This window comes from Paenibacillus sp. P22, assembly GCF_000469945.2.
GTDB lineage: Bacteria > Bacillota > Bacilli > Paenibacillales > Paenibacillaceae > Paenibacillus_O > Paenibacillus_O humicus.
The window spans coordinates 1-22,340 of the sequence record NZ_CBRA020000096.1 but is presented as its reverse complement, the minus strand read 5'-3'; the positions used below and the strand labels follow the sequence as shown (position 1 = coordinate 22,340).

Annotated in this window: 10 protein-coding genes; 7 read left to right on the top strand and 3 right to left on the bottom strand. The window is 60.4% G+C overall.

All coding sequences use genetic code 11. From position 1 onward, the window contains the following. Positions 1–163 precede the first annotated feature (163 nt). Positions 164–7,516 (top strand): GH36-type glycosyl hydrolase domain-containing protein, encoded by a 7,353-nt coding sequence (locus BN871_RS14440; RefSeq protein WP_232313069.1) that lies wholly within the window; start codon positions 164–166, stop codon positions 7,514–7,516. A gap of 390 nt (positions 7,517–7,906) precedes the next feature. Beyond that, on the top strand, positions 7,907–12,292 hold the full coding sequence (locus BN871_RS14435) for a bifunctional 2',3'-cyclic-nucleotide 2'-phosphodiesterase/3'-nucleotidase (protein WP_048746848.1): 4,386 nt from the start codon (positions 7,907–7,909) through the stop codon (positions 12,290–12,292). A 208-nt stretch (positions 12,293–12,500) separates the two neighbouring features. Here the strand turns inward: BN871_RS14435 and BN871_RS14430 are convergent, their stop codons facing one another. Next, positions 12,501–13,181 (bottom strand): pyridoxamine 5'-phosphate oxidase family protein, encoded by a 681-nt coding sequence (locus BN871_RS14430; RefSeq protein ID WP_021878290.1) that lies wholly within the window; start codon positions 13,179–13,181, stop codon positions 12,501–12,503. A 206-nt stretch (positions 13,182–13,387) separates the two neighbouring features. On the opposite strand from BN871_RS14430, the gene BN871_RS14425 reads away from it, so the two are divergent. The 4 genes from BN871_RS14425 (at position 13,388) to BN871_RS14410 (ending at position 19,016) form a co-directional block, all read left to right on the top strand. Further along, positions 13,388–14,920 (top strand): PLP-dependent aminotransferase family protein, encoded by a 1,533-nt coding sequence (locus BN871_RS14425; protein ID WP_048746846.1) that lies wholly within the window; start codon positions 13,388–13,390, stop codon positions 14,918–14,920. Positions 14,921–15,040: 120 nt separating this feature from the next. After that, a complete protein-coding gene (locus BN871_RS14420) occupies positions 15,041–16,081 on the top strand; it encodes a LacI family DNA-binding transcriptional regulator (RefSeq protein ID WP_048746844.1) in 1,041 nt (346 codons plus the stop codon). Positions 16,082–16,092: 11 nt separating this feature from the next. Beyond that, on the top strand, positions 16,093–18,336 hold the full coding sequence (locus tag BN871_RS14415; protein ID WP_048746843.1) for an alpha-galactosidase: 2,244 nt from the start codon (positions 16,093–16,095) through the stop codon (positions 18,334–18,336). 164 nt (positions 18,337–18,500) lie between these two features. Beyond that, entirely contained in the window at positions 18,501–19,016 is a 516-nt protein-coding gene (locus BN871_RS14410) for an HPP family protein (protein ID WP_021878286.1), read from the top strand. A gap of 104 nt (positions 19,017–19,120) precedes the next feature. Here the strand turns inward: BN871_RS14410 and asd are convergent, their stop codons facing one another. Both asd and BN871_RS14400 read right to left on the bottom strand, forming a co-directional pair. Then, positions 19,121–19,909, bottom strand: a complete 789-nt coding sequence (gene asd, locus BN871_RS14405) for an archaetidylserine decarboxylase (RefSeq protein WP_048746841.1) — start codon at positions 19,907–19,909, stop codon at positions 19,121–19,123. A 144-nt stretch (positions 19,910–20,053) separates the two neighbouring features. Further along, entirely contained in the window at positions 20,054–20,803 is a 750-nt protein-coding gene (locus BN871_RS14400) for a TspO/MBR family protein (protein WP_157060295.1), read from the bottom strand. Positions 20,804–21,150: 347 nt separating this feature from the next. On the opposite strand from BN871_RS14400, the gene BN871_RS14395 reads away from it, so the two are divergent. Next, a partial coding sequence (locus tag BN871_RS14395; protein WP_198158047.1) for a glycosyltransferase family 4 protein occupies positions 21,151–22,340 on the top strand: 1,190 nt, incomplete at its 3' end.

The window sequence follows — 22,340 nt, the reverse complement described above, 5'->3', positions numbered from 1 at the left end:
GGCGGACGCGGAGGCCGGGAAAGCCGGATGGCCTGCAGCGGACGGCGATGGACAGCCGGGAAGGGGCGGCCTGGAAGGCGGCGCGGCTCCTTTATCGGGGGAAAATGCTCCGGGTCTCGGCAGCAGGGCGGAACTCCGCAAGAAGGCCGAGGAGAAAGCCTATGTGGAGCTTCCCCTGCTCCCCCGGACCGCGTACGCCGCTTATTATCTGCTCGAGCCTCAAGGCAGGCGGCTGCTGCGCAGGGAGGCGTGCCGGACAGCGAAAGCCCGGAGATTGCCTGAAAACGGCTTGCTCCGGCATCGGACAAGCACATACCTCGCGCTGCTGGCGGTCCTGTTCGCGGCTGCCGCCGCCGTCCTTACGATCTGGGCGGGGGAAGCAGGCGGACTTCGTGCCGGAGGCTGGGTATCGGCCGCCTTGCTGCTTGCGTTTCCGGCCTCGGAATGGGCTGTCGTCCTGCTGCACGGGCTGATCGGAAAGGTCATGCCGACCAGGCCGCTGCTCCGATACGATTTCTCGACGGGAATTCCTCCGGGAGCGGATACGATGATTGTCGTTCCGGTCATCTGGTCAAGCATCGCCGAGGTGAAGGAGCTGGTCCATCGGCTGGAGCTTCATTATCTGGCCAACCGGGATGCGCGCTTCCACTTTGCCTTGCTGGGCGACTATCCCGATGCGGGGAGCGAGCATACAGAGCTGGACAAGGAGCTTGAGGAAGCCGGAGCGGAAGGAATCCAAAGGCTCAACCGGCACTATGGCGCGGAAGGGAGCACGTTCCACCTGCTCCAGCGGAAGCGGACCTGGAACGAGCGGGAAGGCGTCTGGATGGGCTGGGAGCGCAAGCGGGGCAAGGTCGTCGAGTTCGCGAGGCTGCTGGAGGGCGATCGGCAGACCGGATTCTCGCTGAGCGAATCCGATGCTTCCGTATTTCCGCGGATCGCTTATGTCATTACGCTTGATGCCGACACGCAGCTTCCCATCGGAAGCGCGCAGCGGATGGTCGGCACGATGCATCTTCCGTACAATCGGCCGCGCCTCAATGAGAAGGGCACGAGGGTGGAGGAAGGCTACGCGGTGCTTCAGCCGCGGATCGCGATCAGCAGGGAATCCGCCGCCAGCTCCCGCCTCGCTGCGCTCTGGGCAGGCAACCCCGGCATTGATCCGTATGCGTTCGCGGTGTCGGATCCTTACCAGGACGGTGTCGGCCAAGGCATTTTTACGGGAAAAGGAATATTCGATGCGCGGCTGTTCCGCCGGCTGCTGGCGGACCGGATTCCGGACAATGCCGTTCTCAGCCACGATCTGCTGGAAGGCGGATTTCTGCGGAGCGGCCTGCTTTCCGACATCGAGCTTGTCGACGGGCATCCGAAGACGTTCCGCTCCTGGCAGCTGCGGCTGCATCGCTGGGTCCGGGGAGACTGGCAGCTGCTGTGCTGGCTGAAGCCCAAGGTGCGCGACTGCTCCGGCACGCCGCGGCCCGTCGATCTCAGCGCGATCACCCGCTGGCAGATCGTCGACAATCTCAGGCGGAGCCTGCTTCCGCCCGCGCTTTACCTGCTTCTCGTCATCGGGCTGCTGCTGCCTCCCGGAGCCAGATGGACGCTGCTGGCAGCGGCTGTTCTCACGGCCTGCCTGCCGCTGCTTCAAGCTCTCGCCGCTCCGGGCTACCTGGTGCGCCATCCCGGACAGCTGAAGGCCGCCGTCCTGCAAGCCAGCCTTTCGGTGCTGCTGCTGCCCTATCAGGCGGCCATGATGGCCGATGCCGTCTTGCGGACCCTTTACCGGCTGAACGTATCCCGCAAGAGGCTTCTGGAATGGACGAGCGCGGCAGAGACGGACAGGAACAGCGGCGGGAAGCTGATCGCGTTCCGGGTTTCGGGAACCGTGCTGGCCTTGCTTTTGCCCGTTGTCGGCTGGCTGTCCGGCGCAGCGGCCGGATGGCAGGCTGCCGCCATTCTGGCCGCTGCGGCCTGGCTGGCTGCTCCGCTGCTGGTCGTCTGGCTGAACGGCGCGCCGACGGTACGGGAGGAGAGGCTGTCGGATGCGGACCGGGACAAGCTGCGCAGTCTGGCCGCGAACATTTGGGCCTACTACGCCGATTATGCGAATGCGGAGGACAACTGGCTGCCGCCCGACAACGTTCAGCTCGATCCGGACAAAGGGGCGGCAAGGCGGACCTCGCCGACGAACATCGGCCTGCTGCTCGCCTGCACCGTTACGGCCCGTGATTTCGGATTCATATCCTTCGAACAGATGGTGGACCGGATCTCGCTGACGGTCGACACGCTGGAGAGGATGGACCGGTGGCATGGGCATTTCTTCAACTGGTACGACACGGGCACGCTGCAGCCGCTCTATCCCCGGTATGTATCGACGGTCGATTCCGGCAATCTCGTCGCCTACCTGATCGCGGTCAGGCAAGGAGTGCTGGAATGGGCGCATAGGGAGAGCGGAGATTGGCCGGACGGGCGGGCTCGGTTCCATGCGAATATCGCGGCTGCGTCTGACTCCATGCCTTTCTCCGACTCAAGCTCTACGTTTAAGCTGGAGTCTGAGCCGGGGGTTGGATCGGAATCGGGAGCCGAGCCCGAAGCGAGGGCCGGGTCCGGAATATCCGCATCTGTGGAGAAGGCTGTCCGGCTCGCTGAAAGGCTCGAGAAAATGGCGGCCGAGACCGACTTTCGGCCGCTCTACGACAGCGAGGCGCAGCTGCTGTCGCTCGGATACAACGCCGATCAGAACAGACGGGACGACATCCTCTACGATCTGCTGGCATCGGAAGCGAGACAGGCGAGCTTCCTCGCGATCGCAAGCGGCCAGCTTCCCGTATCGCATTGGTTCAGGCTGGGCCGAGGACTGACCCGGATCGGACGGAATCCGGCTCTGCTGAGCTGGTCCGGCACGATGTTCGAATACTTGATGCCCGCCTTGCTGATGAAAACCTATCGCGGGTCGATATGGGACAGCACATTCAAGGCCGTAGTCGCGAGGCAGAAGGAATATGCGCGCGAGCGCGGAGTGCCATACGGCATTTCGGAGTCGGGCTACTACGCCTTCGATTACGACATGAACTACCAATACAAAGCATTCGGAGTGCCGGGGCTTGGCTTCCAGAGGGGACTTGAAAAGGAGCTCGTCCTGGCCCCGTATGCGGCTATCATGGCGCTGCCTTGGGACATCAAGGCCGGGATGGCCAATCTTCGGCGCTATGAGGAGATCGGAGCTGTCGGTCCATACGGATTCTGCGAGGCGGTGGACATGACTGCATCCCGATTGCCGGAAGGAGACAAGCACCGCGTTGTCCGCAGCTTCATGGCCCATCATCAGGGGATGAGCCTGCTTACGCTCGGCAACCTGCTGCTGGAGCGTCCCATGACCGAACGATTCCACGCCGATCCGCGCGTTGAGGCGGCCGAGCTTATCCTGCAGGAACGCATCCCGGAAAAGGCGGCCGTCATCGCTCCTCAGGCGCTCAAGCCGGGGTCGGCGCGCAGCGCGCCGGCGGAAGACGGCCGTTACATCCGCGAATTCCGCCATCCGGTCACGGACGTGCCGGAGGTGAACGTGCTGTCCAACGGCTCCTTCACGACGATCGTGACGGCGGCAGGCAGCGGCTTCATCCGCAGCGGCGGCGTGAACATGACCCGCTGGCGCGAAGATGCTCTCACGGAATCGCACGGACCGGCCGTATATATCCGGGATCTTACAGGCGGACTGTTCTGGTCGCCTTCTTTCTATCCCGTCGGCTCCGAAGGGGAAGGAGCCTCCGCCAGCTTCGGCTTGGATAAGGCGGTGTTTTCCCGCAAGGAAGGCGGTGTCGCCGCCGTCATGGAGGTATTCGCCGCTCCCGAGCACCCGGCGGAGATCCGGCTGATCCGGCTGGTGAATGAAAGCCGGGAGCCGCGCCTGCTCGAAATCACGACCTACCTGGAGCTGGCGCTTGCTCCTCCGGCCGTCGACGACGCTCATCCCGCATTCAGCAAGCTGTTCGTCCAAACATCCTATGACGGCGATACCGGCGCGCTGCTCGCCTTCCGGCGGCCCCGCTCGCCCGAAGAGAAGCAGGTTTGGGGCGTCCATGCCTTGATTGTCGATGGAGACCAGTCGGCTCCGCTTGAATATGAAACGGACCGGGCGAAGTTCATCGGCCGCGGCCATTCTCTCGCCGCTCCGCGGAGCGCCGGAGAACGGCTCAGCGGAACGACAGGAGCTGTGCTGGATCCCGCGTTTGTGCTGCGCCGCAAGCTGACGCTTCAACCGGGAGAGCAGGCTGTGCTTCAGGCTGTGAGCGGCATGGCCGGCTCGCGCGGCGAGGCGCTGCAGATGGTGCGCGAGCTGCGCGGCATCCCGCGCATGGACAAGGCGGCCGACCTGGCCTGGACGCTTGCGGGAATTTCGCTGCGGCAGCACAGGCTGCAGCCTGCGGATGCGGCGGCGATGCAGACTTTGGCGGCCAGGCTGCTCTATGTCCCGCCTCTTGGACGCGAGCGGGCTGAAGCCATCCGGCGCAACAAGTCCGGCCAGCCGGGATTATGGAGCATGGGCATATCCGGAGATCTTCCCATTATGCTGCTCCGTATCGGAGATCTGTCGCAGCTTGGATTTGCGAATCGAATCATTGACGGTCACGGATACTTGCGGCGACTGGGCATCGCTAGCGATCTGGTGCTGCTGAACGAGAGCAGCGAAGGCTACCAGCAGGAGCTCCACCATGCCCTCTCGGCATCCGTGCAGGCCGCGGTGTCCTATCCTCCTTATTCCGTAGGGGGCGGCTTGTATCCGCTGGATGCGGCCAAGCTCTCCGGGGAGAGCCTCGACCTGCTGGTCGCTTCCTCTCGGGTCGCTCTTGATGCGGGGGGACCGAGCATCGGAGCCCAGCTGCGCAGCCGTCCGCAACGGACCGCCGGCGATGATGGGGTTCAAGCCGGCGAGACAGACAGCGAGGTGAAGGAAGCCGGTGCGGGAGGCTGGGACGAGGCTTCGCTGCAGACGCGGAGAAAGGCCTGCGTGACGGCGCTCCCGCTGGCTCCGGAAGCCGGAGAGCTTCAATTTTTCAACGGCTGGGGAGGTTTTTCCGCGGATGGCAGCGAGTACGTCATCCGGCTCAAGCCGGGCGAGCCGCTGGCCGTGCCGTGGAGCAACGTCATCGCGGGCCCTTCCTTCGGAACGCTCGTGACCGAACGGGGGACGGGCTATACCTGGTGGAGCAACAGCCGTGAATTCAAGCTTTCCCCTTGGTCGAACGATCCTGTTCTTGATCCTCCGGGCGAGCTCGCCTACGTTCGCGACGAGGAGTCGGGCTGTTTTTGGACGGCATTTCCATCCCCCTCGGATACGCGGGAATTCCGTGTCGCTCACGGACGCGGATACAGCCGTTTCGAGACGGCGATGGAAGGGCTGAGCCAGTCCATATCCGTCTCTGTCCATCCTTCCGACTCCGTCAAGCTGACCGCAGTCAAGTTGACCAATGACAGCGATCGGAGCCGCCGGCTGTCCGTGACCGGCATGTGCAGCTGGGTGCTTGGAGTGAGCCGGGATTCCTCGGCCTCCTATATCGTCACGGAATGGGACGAGGAATCCGGCTCGCTGCTTGCGCGAAACGCGTACCAGGATACATTCCGGGAAGCGTCGGCTTTCCTGAGGATCAGCTCCGACCGGACGGGAAACCTCGATGAAGACATCAGCTTCACGGCCAATCGCAAGGAGTTCATCGGCAGCGGCCATACGGTATACTGTCCGGCAGGAATGGGAAGCGCGGCTCTTAGCGGCGATACCGGCGCTTTCGCCGACAGCTGCGGAGCCGTCCGGCTTGCCCTGACGCTGGCGCCGGGAGAGGCGCGGACTGTCTATCTCTCCTTGGGAGCAGGCGCCAGCAGGCAGGAGGCGCTGGAGCTGGCTCAGCGCTACCGCAGTCCCGACAGCTGCTTGGCCGTGGAGCCGGCTTCAGCCGCCTTCTGGAAGGAGAAGCTGGAGCAGACGGTCGTGGAGACGCCGGACAAGGAGATGAACCTGCTGATGAACGGCTGGCTTCTGTACCAGGCGCTCAGCTGCCGCGTGTGGGCGCGGACGGCGTTCTTCCAGGCGGGAGGCGCATACGGCTTCCGCGACCAGCTCCAGGATTCGATGTCGCTGCTCCATGCCATGCCGGAATTGACGCGCCGGCAGCTGCTGCTGAACGCTTCCCACCAATATGAGGAGGGCGATGTCCAGCATTGGTGGCATGAAGAAACGCATAAGGGAATCCGGACACGGTATACCGACGACCTGCTCTGGCTTCCATACGCATCGGCGCGTTATGCCGTTCATACGGGGGACTGGGATGTTTTCGACGACAAAGCGCCATTCATCGCAAGCTCCCCGCTCGGACCCGAGGAGCATGAGAGGTACGAAGCGACCGTTCTTTCGGGCCGGGAGGGAACGCTGTACGAGCACTGCGTCCGGGCCATCGACAAAGGCCTCACTTCCGGCCGTCACGGCATTCCGCTGATGGGAATCGGCGACTGGAACGACGGCATGAACTCGGTCGGCGACGAGGGCCGCGGCGAAAGCGTATGGCTGGGCTGGTTCCTTTGCGTCGTATTGGAGAAATTCAGCGCCGTCTGCGAGCGCCGCGGGGACGAGCTGCGCGCTGCCCATTACCGCAAGGAGCGGACCCGGATTGCAGGCGCGATCAACGAGCATGCCTGGGACGGCGAGTGGTTCCGGCGCGCCTGCACCGACGAGGGCGCCTGGCTGGGCTCCAGCCGCAGCGCCGAATGCCGCATCGACGCGATCGCGCAGTCCTGGTCGGTCATTTCCGGCGGAGCTCCGCCGGATCGCGCTGCCATGGCTATGCGGTCGTTCGACCGCGAGCTTGTCGACCGCCATCTGATGCTTGCGCGCCTGCTTACTCCCGCGTTCGACAAGACGCATCCAAGCCCCGGCTATATTCAAGGCTATCCGCCGGGCCTTAGGGAGAACGGCGCCCAGTATACGCATGGCGTCATCTGGAGCATCGTGGCGTGGGCCAAGCTGGGTCAAGGCGACAAGGCGGCGGACCTGTTCCGGCTCTTGAATCCGGTCAGCCATGCCAAGTCGCCGGGCGATGTCAGAAGATATGGCGGAGAGCCTTACGTCATGGCCGCGGATGTCTATACGACGGACATCTACGGAGGCAAGGCGGGATGGACCTGGTACACGGGCGCCTCCGGCTGGATGTACCAGGCGGGCCTGGAATGGATTCTCGGTCTGAGGCGCGAGGGAGATGAGCTGATCATCGAGCCATGCCTTCCGGCGGATTGGCCTTCCGTAAGCCTCACCTACCGCCATGGCGGATCGCGGACGGAGATCCGCGTCCTGAACCCGCATCGCCTGCCCGCCTCGAAAAGCCGGGCAACAATCAACGGAGCGTCTCCCGGACCGGATGACGGTCGCGGAGCGCGTATCCGGCTGCTCGGGAATTCGGGGGTTCAAAGCGTTACCATTATAATGGAACAAAGTGAGGGCGAGGAGGGGGCCGTATCGGTTCTGAACTAAATTGAACATCGGACTGTATCGCGCCAGTGACTTCGTAGACGGCATGTCGCCCTTGAGCCTTCAGGCATCCCCCGGTCGTCAGCACCGCATTTGAACCTGGCGGCATCCCCGGGACGGCAGCGCCCCATTGAACCTTGCAACGTCCATTGGACGCTGCAAGGTTTTTTGCACATAGCCGGCACGTTCTTTTCGACCAGTGATAACGGAATTGATCCCATTAAATTTACAAACTAATTCATGCATGTTTATGCGCTTACAACTTTCTTCGGTCCTTCATGATATTTTTCTTTACATAACCTTTAGGAATAATTTATGCTTTCTATGATTTTCGTTTTTCTTCGACTGCTATAATGTCGAAGTACGAAACAATAAGGGAGGACTCATATTTCTATGAATTGGAAGCCGAAATGGAACAAGCCGACCGCTTCCGTGCTGGCAGCCGCCGTGCTGTCCGCGCAGGTCATCGGGGCAGGCGTTCTGACGACGGGCAAGGCTCATGCCGCAGCCGCAGCCGCGCCAGTCGATCTGACACTGCTGAGCACGACGGATGTACACACCAACGTGTACGGCTACGACTACTTCAAAAACGCGCCTTCCCTCACGGTAGGTCTTGACCGTGCAGCAACGCTCGTCAAGAATGCCCGCGCCGAATTCCCGAACAATCTGCTGCTGGACAACGGCGACCTGATTCAAGGAACGCCGCTGGGTACTTATGTAGCCCAGCATTCCGATTTTACTCCGGACAATACGACGGACATCCATCCGATGATGGCCGCTCTGAACGCCATGGGCTACGACGCCGCTACCTTCGGCAACCATGAGTTCAATTATGGCCTTGATTTCCTGGAGCGCACGATCGGCCAGTACAATCCGAAATACGACACCCTCCCTGGCGCAGACTTCCCGTACGTCAACGCCAATATCTATATCGACGATCACGACGGCGACGACAGCAACGATCAGAACGCATTCAAGCCTTACGTCGTGCTGGACAAGCATGTCAAGGACGCGAACGGCATGGATCAAACGATCCGCGTCGCCCTGATCGGCCTCGTAACTCCGCAAATCATGGAGTGGGACAAGGTCAGCCTGGAAGGAAAAGTGAAAACGAAGGATATTTCCCAAACGGCTGCGAAGTTCGCCAAGGAAATCCGGGACAACAACGAGGCTGACGTTGTCGTCGCCATGGCCCATTCGGGCTTCGATGCGACTTCGACCGAAGGCCAAATGGAGGAGAATGCTATCAACGCCCTGACGAAAGTCGCGGGCATCGATGCAGTCACGTTCTCCCACTCCCATAAGGTCTTCCCGACGACAGGCGCGCTGGATGCGAGCTTCATCGATCCCGATACGAAGCTGCCTTACAACAACTCCAAAGCCGTCGTCGACAATGTCAACGGCCGCATCAACGGCACACCGGCCGTACAAGCGGGCTTCGGAGGCGCGTACCTCGGCCTGATCAACCTCAAGGTGGTTCCTGCTGGCGACGGCAAATGGGCGGTCGACAAAGCGGCTTCCAAAGCCCAGACCCGCTCCATCTACAAAACCGACAAGGACTCCGCCGGCAAGACGGTGAACGTTCCTACGGTCGAGCCGGACAAAGCCGTCCAGGATGCCGTTGGCGCCGCTCACCAAGCGACCATCGACTACACCGGCAAGAAGCTCGGAACGACTTCCGCTCCGATGAACAGCTTCTTCGCCATGGTGCAGGATGATCCGACTGTCCAAATCGTGACGAACGCCCAGAAGTGGTTCGTCGAAAATGAGCTGGCCGGCAACGCCGACATTTCGGCTGAAGTTAAGAATCTGCCGATTCTGAGCGTTGGAGCGCCGTTCAAAGCCGGCCGCAACGGCCCTTCGGAATATACGGATATCAGCCAGGGCGACCTGACGATCCGCAGCGCGAGCGACCTGTACCTGTACGACAACACGCTCAAGGCGATCAAGGTCAAAGGCTCCGTCATCAAGGACTGGCTGGACATGAGCGCAGGCGCGTTCAACACGATCAGCCCGCGCAAATCGGCTGCCCAGCCGATTCTGAACTCCAAATTCGCCGTCTACAACTTCGATGTCATCGATGGCGTCAACTACAAATACGACGTGACGAAACCGGCGAAATACAACCCGGACGGCTCGATCGCCAACGCGAACTCCAGCCGCGTCGTCGACCTGACGTTCGAAGGCAAGCCGGTCGACCCGAACCAGGAATTCATCGTCGTGACGAACAACTACCGCGCAAGCGGCGGCGGCAACTTCCCGGGCGTCAAGGGAGCCGACATGATTCTCGACACCCAAAAAGAGAACCGTGAAGTTCTGATGGAATACATCGAGAAGCAAGGCACGGTGAACCCTTCCGCCGACGGCAACTGGTCGATCCTGCCTATCAACGGCAACGTGAAGGTTACGTTCACTTCGGCTCCTAAAGCAGCCGATGTGCTTCCGCAGGGAGTATCCTACACGAACACGATGGACGCTTCCAGCTTCGGCATCTTCACGCTGGATCGTCTGAAAGCGGCCGTTCCGGCTCCGACAAAAGACGTTGAAGTCCATCTGCTCGGCATCAACGATCTGCACGGACAGCTGGACACCGTCTCCACCGTGAGCAACAAAGCGGCAGGTACGGCGCCGATCCTGGCCACATACCTGAAAAATGCCCGCGCTAAGTACGAGAACTCCATCCTCTTCCACAACGGCGACTCCGTGGGCGCATCCGCTCCGGTATCCGCTCTCGAGCGCGACAAGCCGACCCTGGAATGGCTCAACATGATGCAGTTCGACGTCGGTTCCCTCGGCAACCATGAGTTCGACCAAGGGATCGATGCGCTGAAAGCCCAGCTGTACGGCGGCAAAGATCCTAAAAACGACAAAATCGTGCACAGCGGCGTCGACTTCGACTACGTGAACGCGAACGTCATCGACAACACGACCAAAAAACCGCTGATCACTCCTTATGTAGTCAAAGAAGTTGGCGGCGTGAAAATCGGCTTCATCGGTACGGTAACGAAAGCAACGCCTAGCAAGGTATCCCCATCGGGTACGGCTGGAGTATCTTTCCTCTCCGCTTCTGAAGAAGTCGAAGCTCTGAACAAATATGCTGCCGAGCTCAAGGCTCAAGGCGTAGAAACCATCATCGTCCTGGCTCATGACCCGGCCAAAACGACGACGACGGCTGGCACGACGACTACAGTCGGCGAGGCTGTGGATCTGGCGAACGCGCTTCCTGCGAACTCCCCGATCGACGTCATCGTAGCCGGCGACGATCACGCTTATGCCAACCAAGTCATCAACGGCAAGCTGGTCGTACAAGCCTACTCGTACGGTTCCGCATACGAAGACATCAAGCTCGTTATCGACTACAAGACGGGCGATGTCAAAGAGAAATCCGCTGTCGTAACGACAACCTTCCAAGAAGGCGTTACTCCGGATGCCGAGTCTGCCGCTCTGATCAAGAAGTACGTCGACAAGCATCCTGAACTGACGGAATCCGTAGGCACGACGGACGGCTCCATCACGAGAACGGATGCCTACAACAGCGAATCCTCGCTGGGCAACCTGATTGCAGACGCTATGCGCAACGCTCCATTCGAAGGATCCAATGGTCCTGCGGACTTCGCGTTCATGAACCCGGGCGGCATCCGCGCCGACCTGCCGAAAGGCTCGATCACCTACGGCGACCTGGCGAAGGTACAGCCTTTCGGCAACATGCTCGTGAAGCTGTCTCTGACTGGCGCCCAAGTCAAAACCCTGCTTCAACAACAATGGGCTTTGAACGCTGACGGAACACCGAACACGAAGACGCTGCAGATTTCCGGCCTGAAATATATCGCCGACTTCGGTCTGCCTGTCGAAAACCGTGTAACCAGCCTGCTTCTGGCAGATGGAACGCAGCTCGATCCGAACAAAACGTACACAGCTGTAGTCAACGACTTCATGGCTGCCGGCGGGGACAACTACAAAGTCCTGACGCAGGCATCGAACAAAGTTGTAGGCGACAGCGACTTGAAAGGCTTCTACGATTACATTCTCACCAAGTTCAAAAAAGGCGCGGTAACGGCTTCCATTGAAGGTCGGATTACGAACATCAAGAGTTCGGGAACAACGACGCCTCCGGTAATTGTACCAACGCCTGCACCATCCGCAACGCCTGCGCCATCCGCAACGCCTGCACCATCCGCAACACCGGCGCCATCCGCGACGCCAGCACCGAGCGCGACTCCGATTCCGGTGCCTGCATTCACCGACCTCGGCAACGTCGCTTGGGCTAAGTCCGCCATCGAAGAACTCGTGGCAAAAGGCATTCTGAAGGGCGTAGACGCAAATAAATTCGCTCCTCTGAAAAACCTGACCCGCGCCGAGTTCATCACGATGCTCGTTCGCGCTTACGGCCTGAACGATGCGGGAACGGCAACGTTCACGGACGTCAAGAAAGACGCTTGGTATACCGAAGCGATCGCAGCGGCTGTCAAAGCCGGCATCGTGAAGGGAACCGGCAACAACAAATTCGAGCCGAACCGTGAAATTACGCGTGAAGAAATGGCGATCATGGCTGCGAATGCTCTGAAGCTTCAGCATGAGCTTGCCAAGGTCGACAAAAACGCCGCTCTGTCCAAATTCAAGGACAAAGGCAAAATCGCTTCCTACGCTCAGGAATCGGTTGCCCAGCTTACCGATGCGGGCATTCTGACCGGCGTTGACGCCAGCCAGTTCGCACCGAAAGGCATCGCCAACCGTGCGCAAGCGGCTGTCATCATCTCCCGCCTGCTCCAAGCTTCCTAAGCTCCAATCATGAACAAAGTGCGCCTCTGTCATCTCGCGATGGCAGGGGCGCACTTTTTTTTGTTCTTTAGACAAGAACAGAAGCTGAAGGGTTACCTTTTCTCTAATTCTGCGACTTTCGGGAATGGGTTTTAGCTTCATTTCTTTTCGAACGGGTCGGCAGGCTTCATTCTCTGATCGATCCATTGAATTCATTTGTCTATCGATGTCAGGCTTCCATTCTTCCAGGCATAGACCTCATGAGGGAAATACCGTCTCTAGTCCTGGAGCTCTCATTATTTCCCGGGGCATAATGCCGCATCAGCGATGCCGTTTCATGATCGAACGGGCAGCCGCGCCGCTCCAGCTTAAGTGCAACATCCTCCCGTTCCTCATCCGCAAGATTCTGACCGAATTTGAATTTGGCGGACAGGGAAGAGACGGTCAGCTTGACGACGGCAACGCCTTTGAGGCGAGGAATGTAGTCGGGATCTTCGGCGCTAATCGTTTTGTAGCCGCCATCGGGCTGCAGCTTGGCCATCATCGCTTCCAGCGCTTCGGCTTTCTCCTCCAGATTGTCCAGCGGAGCCGCCGTTCCCCGCAAAAGGACCGATTTGAAATAGGCTGTAGCCGGACAAGCGAGGAGCGGATCCGAGAAATAGGAAGGGATCAGGGCGTATTCCTTGGCCACGCAGAAGCTGACTTCCCCGGAAGCCGCGATACTCTTCATTTTTTCCCCTGCCCTGCTCCCATGGAAGTACAGATTTCCTTTGTGGTACACGAAATTAAGCGGCGTAATTCCCGGAGTTCCGTCCGGCCGGATGCTGGCCATGAAGCCGAATGTCATCTCCTTCAAGAAAGCCTCCAGCTCGATCTGATCGCGGCTTTGATCGAATTCTTTCCTTCTCATTGTCTATTCCCCCTCGTTAAGTCTGTCCTGCCGTTTCATCCCGGCCTTGGACCGCAAGCTTTCAGAGGCAAAGTCCATTTCGGAAGCAGGGTGAAAAAGAAGCCGTGCGGCTTGCTCTAGCTGAACATTACAACTAAAGTGGATACAAGATAAGATCCAATTAAAGCCCATTCAAATAGACCACTTGACAAGGAGTAGGAAGAGGCATGGAGATTCGGTTGGCTTTTGAACGTTATTTCCTCCAATCCGGGAGCAAAAGAGCGGCTCTGTACGATTCGCTGCGCGATGCCGTCCGGAGCGGACAGCTGAAGGAAGGGGAACGCCTTCCATCCTCCCGTTCTCTTGCCGAGCTGTACGGAATATCGAGAGGGACGGTTACTCAGGTCTATGACATGCTGTATGCGGAAGGCTACATTCAGGGAGAGCGGGGCAGCGGCACGTATGTTTCGCAGCGGATCCCTTATCCTTCGGCAAGGCCGGAGCGCGTGGAGCAGCCCTCCGAGCTGCTGTCGACATGGTTCAACAGGCTGGACGAATTGAAAGCGGACAAAGAAGGCCCTCCTCCTTTTGCTCCTGAATCCCAGCAAGCAGGCCGTACGTTCGGTCAGCAGCTGTTCCAGTCGGGACAGACCGATTTTCGCCTGTTTCCCGTAAAGGAATGGAAGGTCGCGCTTCATGCCGCCGTTCGGGAATGCATGCAGGAAAATCTTCCTGACGGCTACAGGGAGATCCCCGGCTCCGGCCTATTCCGGCTCAGGGAAGCTGTGGCCGCTATGCTCTATATGGAGAGGGGAATCGCCGCTTCTCCGGAGGAGATTGTCATGACGAGCGGCTCCAAGCAGGGGCTGGCCTTGCTGTTTCAAATTCTGGCCGAGCCGGGCCGGCGCATCGTGCTGGAATATCCATGTTATGGCGGCATCCGGGAAGCGGCTTCCGTAACCGGGGCCGAGCTCATTCAGGCGGCAGTGGATGAATGCGGAGCGATTCCTGGCGACTGGGATGCTGCGATAGCGGCATTGACGCCGAACCGCCAGTTCCCGACCGGGACGGTTCTGTCCGCCGGGAGAAGGAAGGAATGGCTTGCTTGGGCGGAGCGCCGCGGCGCGATTATCATTGAGGATGATTACGACAGCGAGTTCCGCTATTCGGGAAGGCTGGGCGAGCCTCTCAAGGCGATGGACCGCAACGGGCGGGTCATCTATCTGGGAAGCTTCTCCCGCACGATGTACAGCGGGCTGAGAATCGGCTACGCTGTCGTCCCGTCCTGGATGGCTCCCAGGCTCGCCCAGGCGAAAGCGTTTTATGAACCCTACGCTTCCGGGCAGCTGGAGCAGATGGCGCTGGCCCGCTTCATCGCGGAAGGCTCTTATGCCAAGCATCTGAGGAGGATGAAACGCCAGTACAAACGAAGGCTGGCAGCTCTCCACCGGGGACTCGACGAGCTGGAGGGAACTCCGTTCCGCTTCCGCCCCTCCGATGCAGGACTGCATCAATATGCGGAATGGACGGGCAGCAGCGCCGATTACGACCGGCTGCTGCAGAGCTGCCGAAAAGGGGGAGTCGCCTGGCATGACGGGAGCAGCTATTTCGCGGGCGAGCCTGGAGGAAATAAGGACAAGCGCTTCGCTCTATTCGGCTTTGCCCACCTGGAGGAGGAAGAGATCGCCCAAGGCATGCAGGCTGTCGCCGAACAGTGGAGCGGGATTGCGGGGAATGGGGAAGACAGCCGTCAAGCTTGACCTGATTTCCGTCCGATCCGCTGTTGACCGGGAGAAAGAAGAGATTGAAACCGCCCTCTATCTTTGGTAAAGTATTGCGTAAAGATTTACTAAAAAATTTACTAAAAGCGATGTGCGTATATGGCCACTTTAAAAGAAATTGCCGACGAAGCAAAGGTATCCGCCGCCACCGTATCCCGGGTGCTGAACTATGACGCTGCGCTTTCCGTAAGCGAAGAGACGAGGCGGCGCGTCTTTGCCGCCGCCGAAAAGCTGCGCTACAAGCCGCGGCAGATGAAAAAGCTCCGGGAAGAGTCGACAGCGTCCCGGAAGCGGCTGGGCTTGCTGCTGACTTTGTCTTCGGATGACGAGCAGCAGGATTCCTACTTCTCGCTCATCCGCAAAGGAATGGAGCTGCGCACGGAGGAGCTGGGCCTGCCTCAGCCTGTCGTCCAGCGTTATACGGGCGGAGATGAGCCGGATCTATCCGGAGTCGACGGCTGGATCGCGGCAGGCAGCTTCATGCCGGACGATCTGGAGCGCCTCCTTCCTCCGGGAGCGCCGCTGGTGCTCGTCAACAATCACTTCGACGACGGCAGGCATGACAGCGTCCGGCTGAATTTTGAAGGAGCCGTCAATGGCGTGCTGGAGCATCTTCTGGGGCTTGGCCGCGACAAAATCGGCCTACTGGCGGGAGAAGAGTACCCGGTCCGCATGAGCGCAAGTCCGGAGCCGCCTGTTCGCCATGACTTCCGGAGAATCCAGTTCGAACGGACGATGAAGGAAAAGGGGCTGCTGCGCCAGGAGTGGATACGGACGGCGGCATGGAGCCCGGCCGGCGGTTATGCGGCGATGCAAAGCCTGCTGGATTCGGGGGAGCGGCCCACAGCCTGCTTTGCGAGCAGCGACCCGATCGCCGTGGGAGCATTGAAGGCTTTGCAGGAACGGGGAATCCGGGTGCCGGAGGAGATGGCGCTCGTCGGCTTCAACGACATGGACATATCGGGGTATCTCCAGCCCCCTCTGACGACCGTCCAAGCCTTCCCGGAAGAGATCGGCCGCTCTGCGGTCCATCTGCTTCTCGATCGTCTCGGAGGCCGGGAGGCTTCCTTGCAGCTCATGGTCAATACCCGCCTCATCGTCCGCGAAAGCTGCGGCGCAGCATCGAAATCAATCGAATAGGAGACTCAGACATGCCGGTAACCTACCACGAAAAGGAACACGTTTTTCATCTCTACTCCAGCAAGATGAGCTATGTCATTCAAATTTTGAACGGCTTCCCTCTCCATCTGTATTGGGGCCGCCGTCTCCGGGACGAAGCGGGTTTCGAGAGCATGCTGAGCAGGGTCGAGAGAGCTTCCTTCTCCCCGACTCCGTTCCCGGAGGACCGGACGATCTCCCTGGACGCGCTGCCGCAGGAATATCCCCAGTACGGAACGGGCGACTTCCGCGCTCCGGCCTACCAGGTGCAGCTTGAAGACGGGACCCGGATCACGGAGCTGCGCTACGATTCGTACTCGATCTCCAAGGGCAAGCCTGGTCTGGAGGGGCTGCCTGCTGTCTATGCCGAATCGGAAGATGAAGCCGACACGCTGGAGCTGGTCCTGCGCGACGACTACTCCGGGCTCAATGTCATTCTCTCCTACACCGTGTTCAAGGATGCCGGCGTCCTGGCCCGTTCATCCCGGCTCCAGCTGGATGCGTCCGCCAAGCCGCTGAAGATTCTCCGGGCGCTGAGCGCGAGCGTCGATTTCCATGAGCAGGACTATGAACTCGTGTATCTGTCCGGCGCGTGGACAAGGGAGCGGCATGTCGTCCGCAGGCCGGTCGCGGCCGGGGCGACTTCCCTGGAAAGCCGCCGCGGGTCGAGCTCCCATCAGCAGAATCCGTTCGCCGCGCTTGTCAGGGCGGATACGGGGGAAGAACAGGGAGAAGCCTACGGCTTCAGCCTCGTCTACAGCGGCAGCTTCCTGGCCGGAGCGGAAGTGGATCAATTCGGGATGACCCGGGTAAGCATCGGCATCAATCCGTTTGATTTCTCCTGGCGGCTGCAGCCCGGCGGGAGCTTCCAGACGCCCGAGGCGATCATGGTCTATTCCTCCGAAGGACTCGGCGGCATGTCCAGGACCTACCACCGCCTGTACCGCACCCGGCTCTGCCGCGGCAAGTTCCGCGATCAGCCCCGCCCGATCCTCGTCAACAATTGGGAGGCGACCTACTTCAACTTCAACGCGGAGAAGATCGAGGCGATCGCGAAGGCGGGGAGCGAGCTCGGCATCGAGCTGTTCGTGCTCGACGACGGCTGGTTCGGCAAGCGGGACAGCGACAACAGCTCGCTGGGCGACTGGGTCGTGGACCGCGCCAAGCTTCCGGCCGGCCTGGAGGATCTCGTCCGGCGCGTCAACGGCCACGGCATGCAGTTCGGCCTATGGTTCGAGCCGGAGATGATTTCTCCGGCGAGCGAGCTGTACGAGGCGCATCCGGACTGGTGCCTGCATGCCGCAGGCCGCAGACGCACGGAAGGGCGCTCCCAGCTCATTCTCGATCTGTCCCGCCAGGATGTGAGGGACTACCTGTTCGAGGCCATCAGCGGCATTCTGGGAAGCTGTCCGATCACTTATGTCAAATGGGACATGAACCGCAACATGACGGAGATCGGCTCTGCGCTCATGGAGGCGGAAGGGCAGATGGAAGTCGCCCACCGCTATATGCTCGGCCTGTATGAGCTGCTGGAGCGCATCGTGACCGCCTTCCCGGACGTCCTGTTCGAGAGCTGCTCCGGAGGAGGGGGCCGCTTCGATCCCGGGATGCTGCATTACATGCCGCAGACGTGGACGAGCGACGATACGGATGCGGTCGAGCGGCTTAAAATCCAGTACGGCACGAGCATGGTCTATCCGGTCAGCTCGATCGGCGCGCATGTATCGGACGTGCCCAACCATCAGGTCGGACGGACGGCTTCGCTGGAAATGCGCGGCGATGTGGCGATGTCGGGCAACTTCGGCTACGAGCTCGATCTGACCAAATTCGGCGAGCAGGAAAAAGAGATCGTGAAGAGACAGGTAGCGGCCTACAAGGAGCTGCGCGGCCTGATTCAGACCGGCGATCTGTACCGGCTGAAAAGTCCGTTCCAGAGCAACGAGACGGCCTGGATGATGGTATCGGAGGACCGCCGCGAAGCGGTCGTATTCTGGTTCCGGACGCTGGCGGAGCCGAACGCTCCGCTGCGCAGGCTTCGGCTGGCCGGATTGGATCCGGACGCTTCCTACCGGGTAGCAGAGCTGCAGACGGCGGCGGATGCCGAAGCAGCCGCTGCGAAGCTGCCGGGAGCGGCGGAGGACGCGTTGGCCGGAGACAGGCTCATGCATCACGGCATTCCGCTTCCCCTGCTGCATGGCGATTTCAAAAGCATGGTCGTCAAGCTGACGGCGGTATAAGGTCATGCGCACGCCCTGAATCGGGATTACCGGTTCAGGGCGTTTTTTTTGCCGGGCGGTCTCCTTGTCTCCTATATAAAGGAAGGGGATGATAGATTGACAGGGGAATCGGATTCAAATATAACCATATGACGAGGCAATGGTGATTTTAAGCGAGGTGTGCAATGGAAGCGGGAACTTTTTGGTCCAAAATGAAGGGCGGCGGGAGAAGCGCGTTGAAGGCAAGCCCCAGAAATGCCGCCATCGGCGCCGCAGGAGGTTTTGCCGTAATCGCAGTGCTCGCCCTGCTCACGCAAGCCTCCTCGTCGGCGTGGCTCATGGCTTCGTTCGGGGCCAGCTGCGTGCTTGCGTTCGGCGTCTGGGACGCGCCTTTGTCGCAGCCCCGAAATATTGTCGGCGGCCATCTGCTGTCGACCCTGATCGGTCTGATCCTGTCTCATTTGTTCCATGGGGGCGTATGGGTCATGGCTGCCGGCGTAGGGCTTGCGATCGGCCTCATGATGCTGACCCGCACGACGCATCCGCCAGCCGGGGCCGATCCGCTGATCGTCATCATGGCCGGCAGCGGATGGAGCTTCCTCGTCATGCCGGTGCTGATCGGGTCTATCGTCATCGTGCTGGCCGCATTGGTAGTGAATAATCTGGATCCGAATCGAAGGTATCCGACATTCTGGATCTGAGCGTTCTTCTCGGCCTGCGTCTAATCTGCGCGCAAGCCATCCGCTTCAAAAAGCCGCTCCGCACGGATGAGAATCCGTAAGCGGAGCGGCTTTTTGACGTTCATTCAGGTTGATGACAGCTTGCCGAGCTGTTCGCCCATCTTGACCTTGAGGCCGACGGCCAGGTCTGTACGGGGCTCGAACGTGCCGTCCTCGAACAGCAGGACGACGGTGGAGCCGAACTCGAAGTAGGCCAGCTCGTCGCCGCGCCGGACTTCGGCGGTCTGAGGCTCGGTGTACCGGATGCTGCTGACGTTGAGCGCGCCGACCTTGACGATGGCGATCTCGCCGCCATTGTGGGTCATGTACGTCACAAGCCGCTCGTTGCGGCTCAGCACGCGGCGCATTCTCGTGAGGCCGAATTCGTTCACCGGATACACGCGTCCAGGCAGATGCTCCCGCTCCACGATGACGCCGTCGGCCGGCACATGGATGCGGTGATAATCGGTCGGGCTCAAATAAAGAACCGCATAATAGCCGTTGCGATAATTCTGGATGCGGGGCGAGCCGTTGAGCAGCTCCTCGACCGTATAGTCCTGCCCCTTGATGCCCAGCATCGTGCCGTCCTGGATAGGGCCGGCTCCCGTCACAAGCGCGTCGACCGGGCTTACCGCCATGTCCGCGGTATCGTCCACGGGGCGCATGCCGGGCTTCAGCCTGCGGGTGAAAAACTCATTCAATGTCGCGTATTCTTGGATTGCTCGCTCCGCTTCTTCGGTACGGATGCCGTACGTGCGGGCAAAACGGGGGATAAATCCCCGGCTGGCTCTGGATTTCGCAAAGCTTCCCGTCAGGCGGGAAATCCATTTGCGGGATCCGAGCTCCGTCATATGGCGGAATAACCAGGTCCACATGCCTCCGCTCTTCACGTCCTTTCGCTGTCAGCCCATGCGGCAGTCTCGGTCCGCTGCTCTAGCGGACCTATGCCGGCATAGGCCGTCCCGACTAGTGTGCCACATCCGCATGGACAAAGCAATGAAATCGGAGGTTTGAGGGAGTTATTTCAACGAATGGAAGCGATAGCGGCGGACGGCTTGAAGGACGGCCCATGCCGCGAGCAGGGCGGCCAGAACCCAGGCTGCTGTCGAGACAGCGGCAGGCTGGGCGTCCTTCCCGGCAATGCCGATGAAGGCCCATACGAGGACAAGCTCATAATAAGGATCCCGGAAAAACCAGCCGACGGTCAAGCCGAGCAAGGCGGCTGCTGCAAGTCCGATCAAAGCCCAAGCCTGATCCCCCCAGCCGAAGCCGTCCCAATCCAGGCTGTAAAGCCAGGCCGAGACGTTGACGATCGTCGCCACGCTGATCCACCCCATGTAGATGCTGAACGGAAGCTGGACCAGCAGCTGCTCGCCTGCCGCCGCACTCGAAGAAGGGCGCTGTGTTTTGGCATAGAGGACGATCAAGGACGCGAGCAGAATCAGCATGATGAGGACGCTGAGCCCGACATGCTCGTAATGCCAGGCGACGATCCATGCCGAGTTGGCCAGCCCGTTCAGCACGAGCCAGAAGCCGATGGAGCGGACGCTGCTGCGCGAGCTGCCCTGCGGAGTCCATTGGTAGACGATGAAACCGGCCAAGAGCAGGTAGATCAGGCTCCAGATGCTGAAGACATATCCCGGCGGCGTGAGCAGAAGCGGGTATTGGCCGGACAGCTCCTTGGTCGTTTTTCCTCCCAGAGGGAGCAGGACGGCGAGAGCGTTCATGACGATCACTAGGGCGAAGGCGATTGTGTTGAGAGCTTCCATGCAGGGCTGGTTCGGGGAAAGGATGTTGGGGATGGACTCATGATTGGGTTTCCTCCTTGGCTCAGTTCGATCCACTGCGATCTGGAACTGGTTCTGGATTGGGATGATAATATTATACTCGTGGGTATATATTCACCGTATGGAGAAGTGCCCAACCATCCTTTGCAACGACATCAGCCGTCCGGTACGCAGGCTCGGACAGCATCCGGCCTTTGGGTTTGCGGCGATTTTGTGATGAAGCCTACGACGACGAGGCTGCTGCATGGCAGGACGCTTGGCCCTTTCGGGTTCTCCAGTCGGAGAATATGCTGAAGCAGCAAGCTTTATGCAGGAAGGGGAGAAGCAAGTTGCAGAGGCCGAAGGTCGCTTTCGTCACGCCGGGATCCTTTCCCATCCCTTCTGCCGGCAGCAGCTCCGTGGAACGCGTTATCGAGAAGATGGCGCCTCTGGTGGCGGGGCAAGCGGAAGCGCGGATTTACGGCCGCTCGGGTGCCGGACTCGGAGCTGTCGGACAGATTGGAGGCGTTCGCTGCGAACGGTTTCCCGCCCGCGACAAGGCCGTTTACCTCCGTTGCGTAAGCCGAGCGATTCGCCTGTTCCGCCCGGATCTCATCGAAGTGGAAAATCGTCCCGGCTATGCGCTCAAGATGAAGCGGAGCCATCCCGATGCGAGAATATGGATCAACCTGCACTCCTCCTCCTTCATTGGACCGAAAGCCATCAGCAGGGATAGGCTGAAGAGGAGCTTTGCGGCCGCGGAAAAAATCATCGTCAACAGCGAATTCCTGCGGGATACGGTGGAAGGCCGGGTTCCCGAGGCCGCGCACAAGCTGAGAGTCGTGCATATCGGCGTGGACACGGCGCGATTTCTTTCCCGCTGGGAGCCGGAGGGAGCCGCGCGCAGGGAAGCGCTGAGACTGGCGAGAGGCTGGCAGGACAGGGACGTGCTTCTGTTCATGGGAAGGATCATACCGCTCAAGGGCGTCCATCATCTGCTGCGGGTCATGCCGGATATCATTGCTCTTCACCCGAATGTACTGCTCGCCGTCGTCGGAAGCCCGTTCTACGGCTCGCACCGGACGACCCGCTACAGCCGCGCCTTGCAGGCGCTGGGCAAGCGTTATCCCCGCCATATCCGGTTCATTCCCTATGTTCCTTATCCGGAAGTGCCGAGCTGGTTCCTGGCGGCGGATGCCGCCGTCGTGCCCTCGGGAGCGCGCGAGGCGTTCGGCCTCGTCAACGTCGAAGCGATGGCGAGCGGCATTCCGGTCGTCGCCTCCCGCGCCGGGGGCATGCGCGAGATCATCGTTGACGGGGAAACCGGGTATCTGGCCGATCCCGCCCGGCTCGAGCAGGAGCTCTGCGACCGGCTGCTGACACTGCTGCGCGATGCGGAATTGCGGGAGCGGATGGGCCGCGCCGGCCGCGAGCGGGTGGAGCAGCGCTACACCTGGGAGGCGACGGCACAGCGCTGGCTGGAGGTGCTGGCGGAAGCGTTATCTGTCACTATTCGCTTCTTTCTGCCGCGCATGAACGC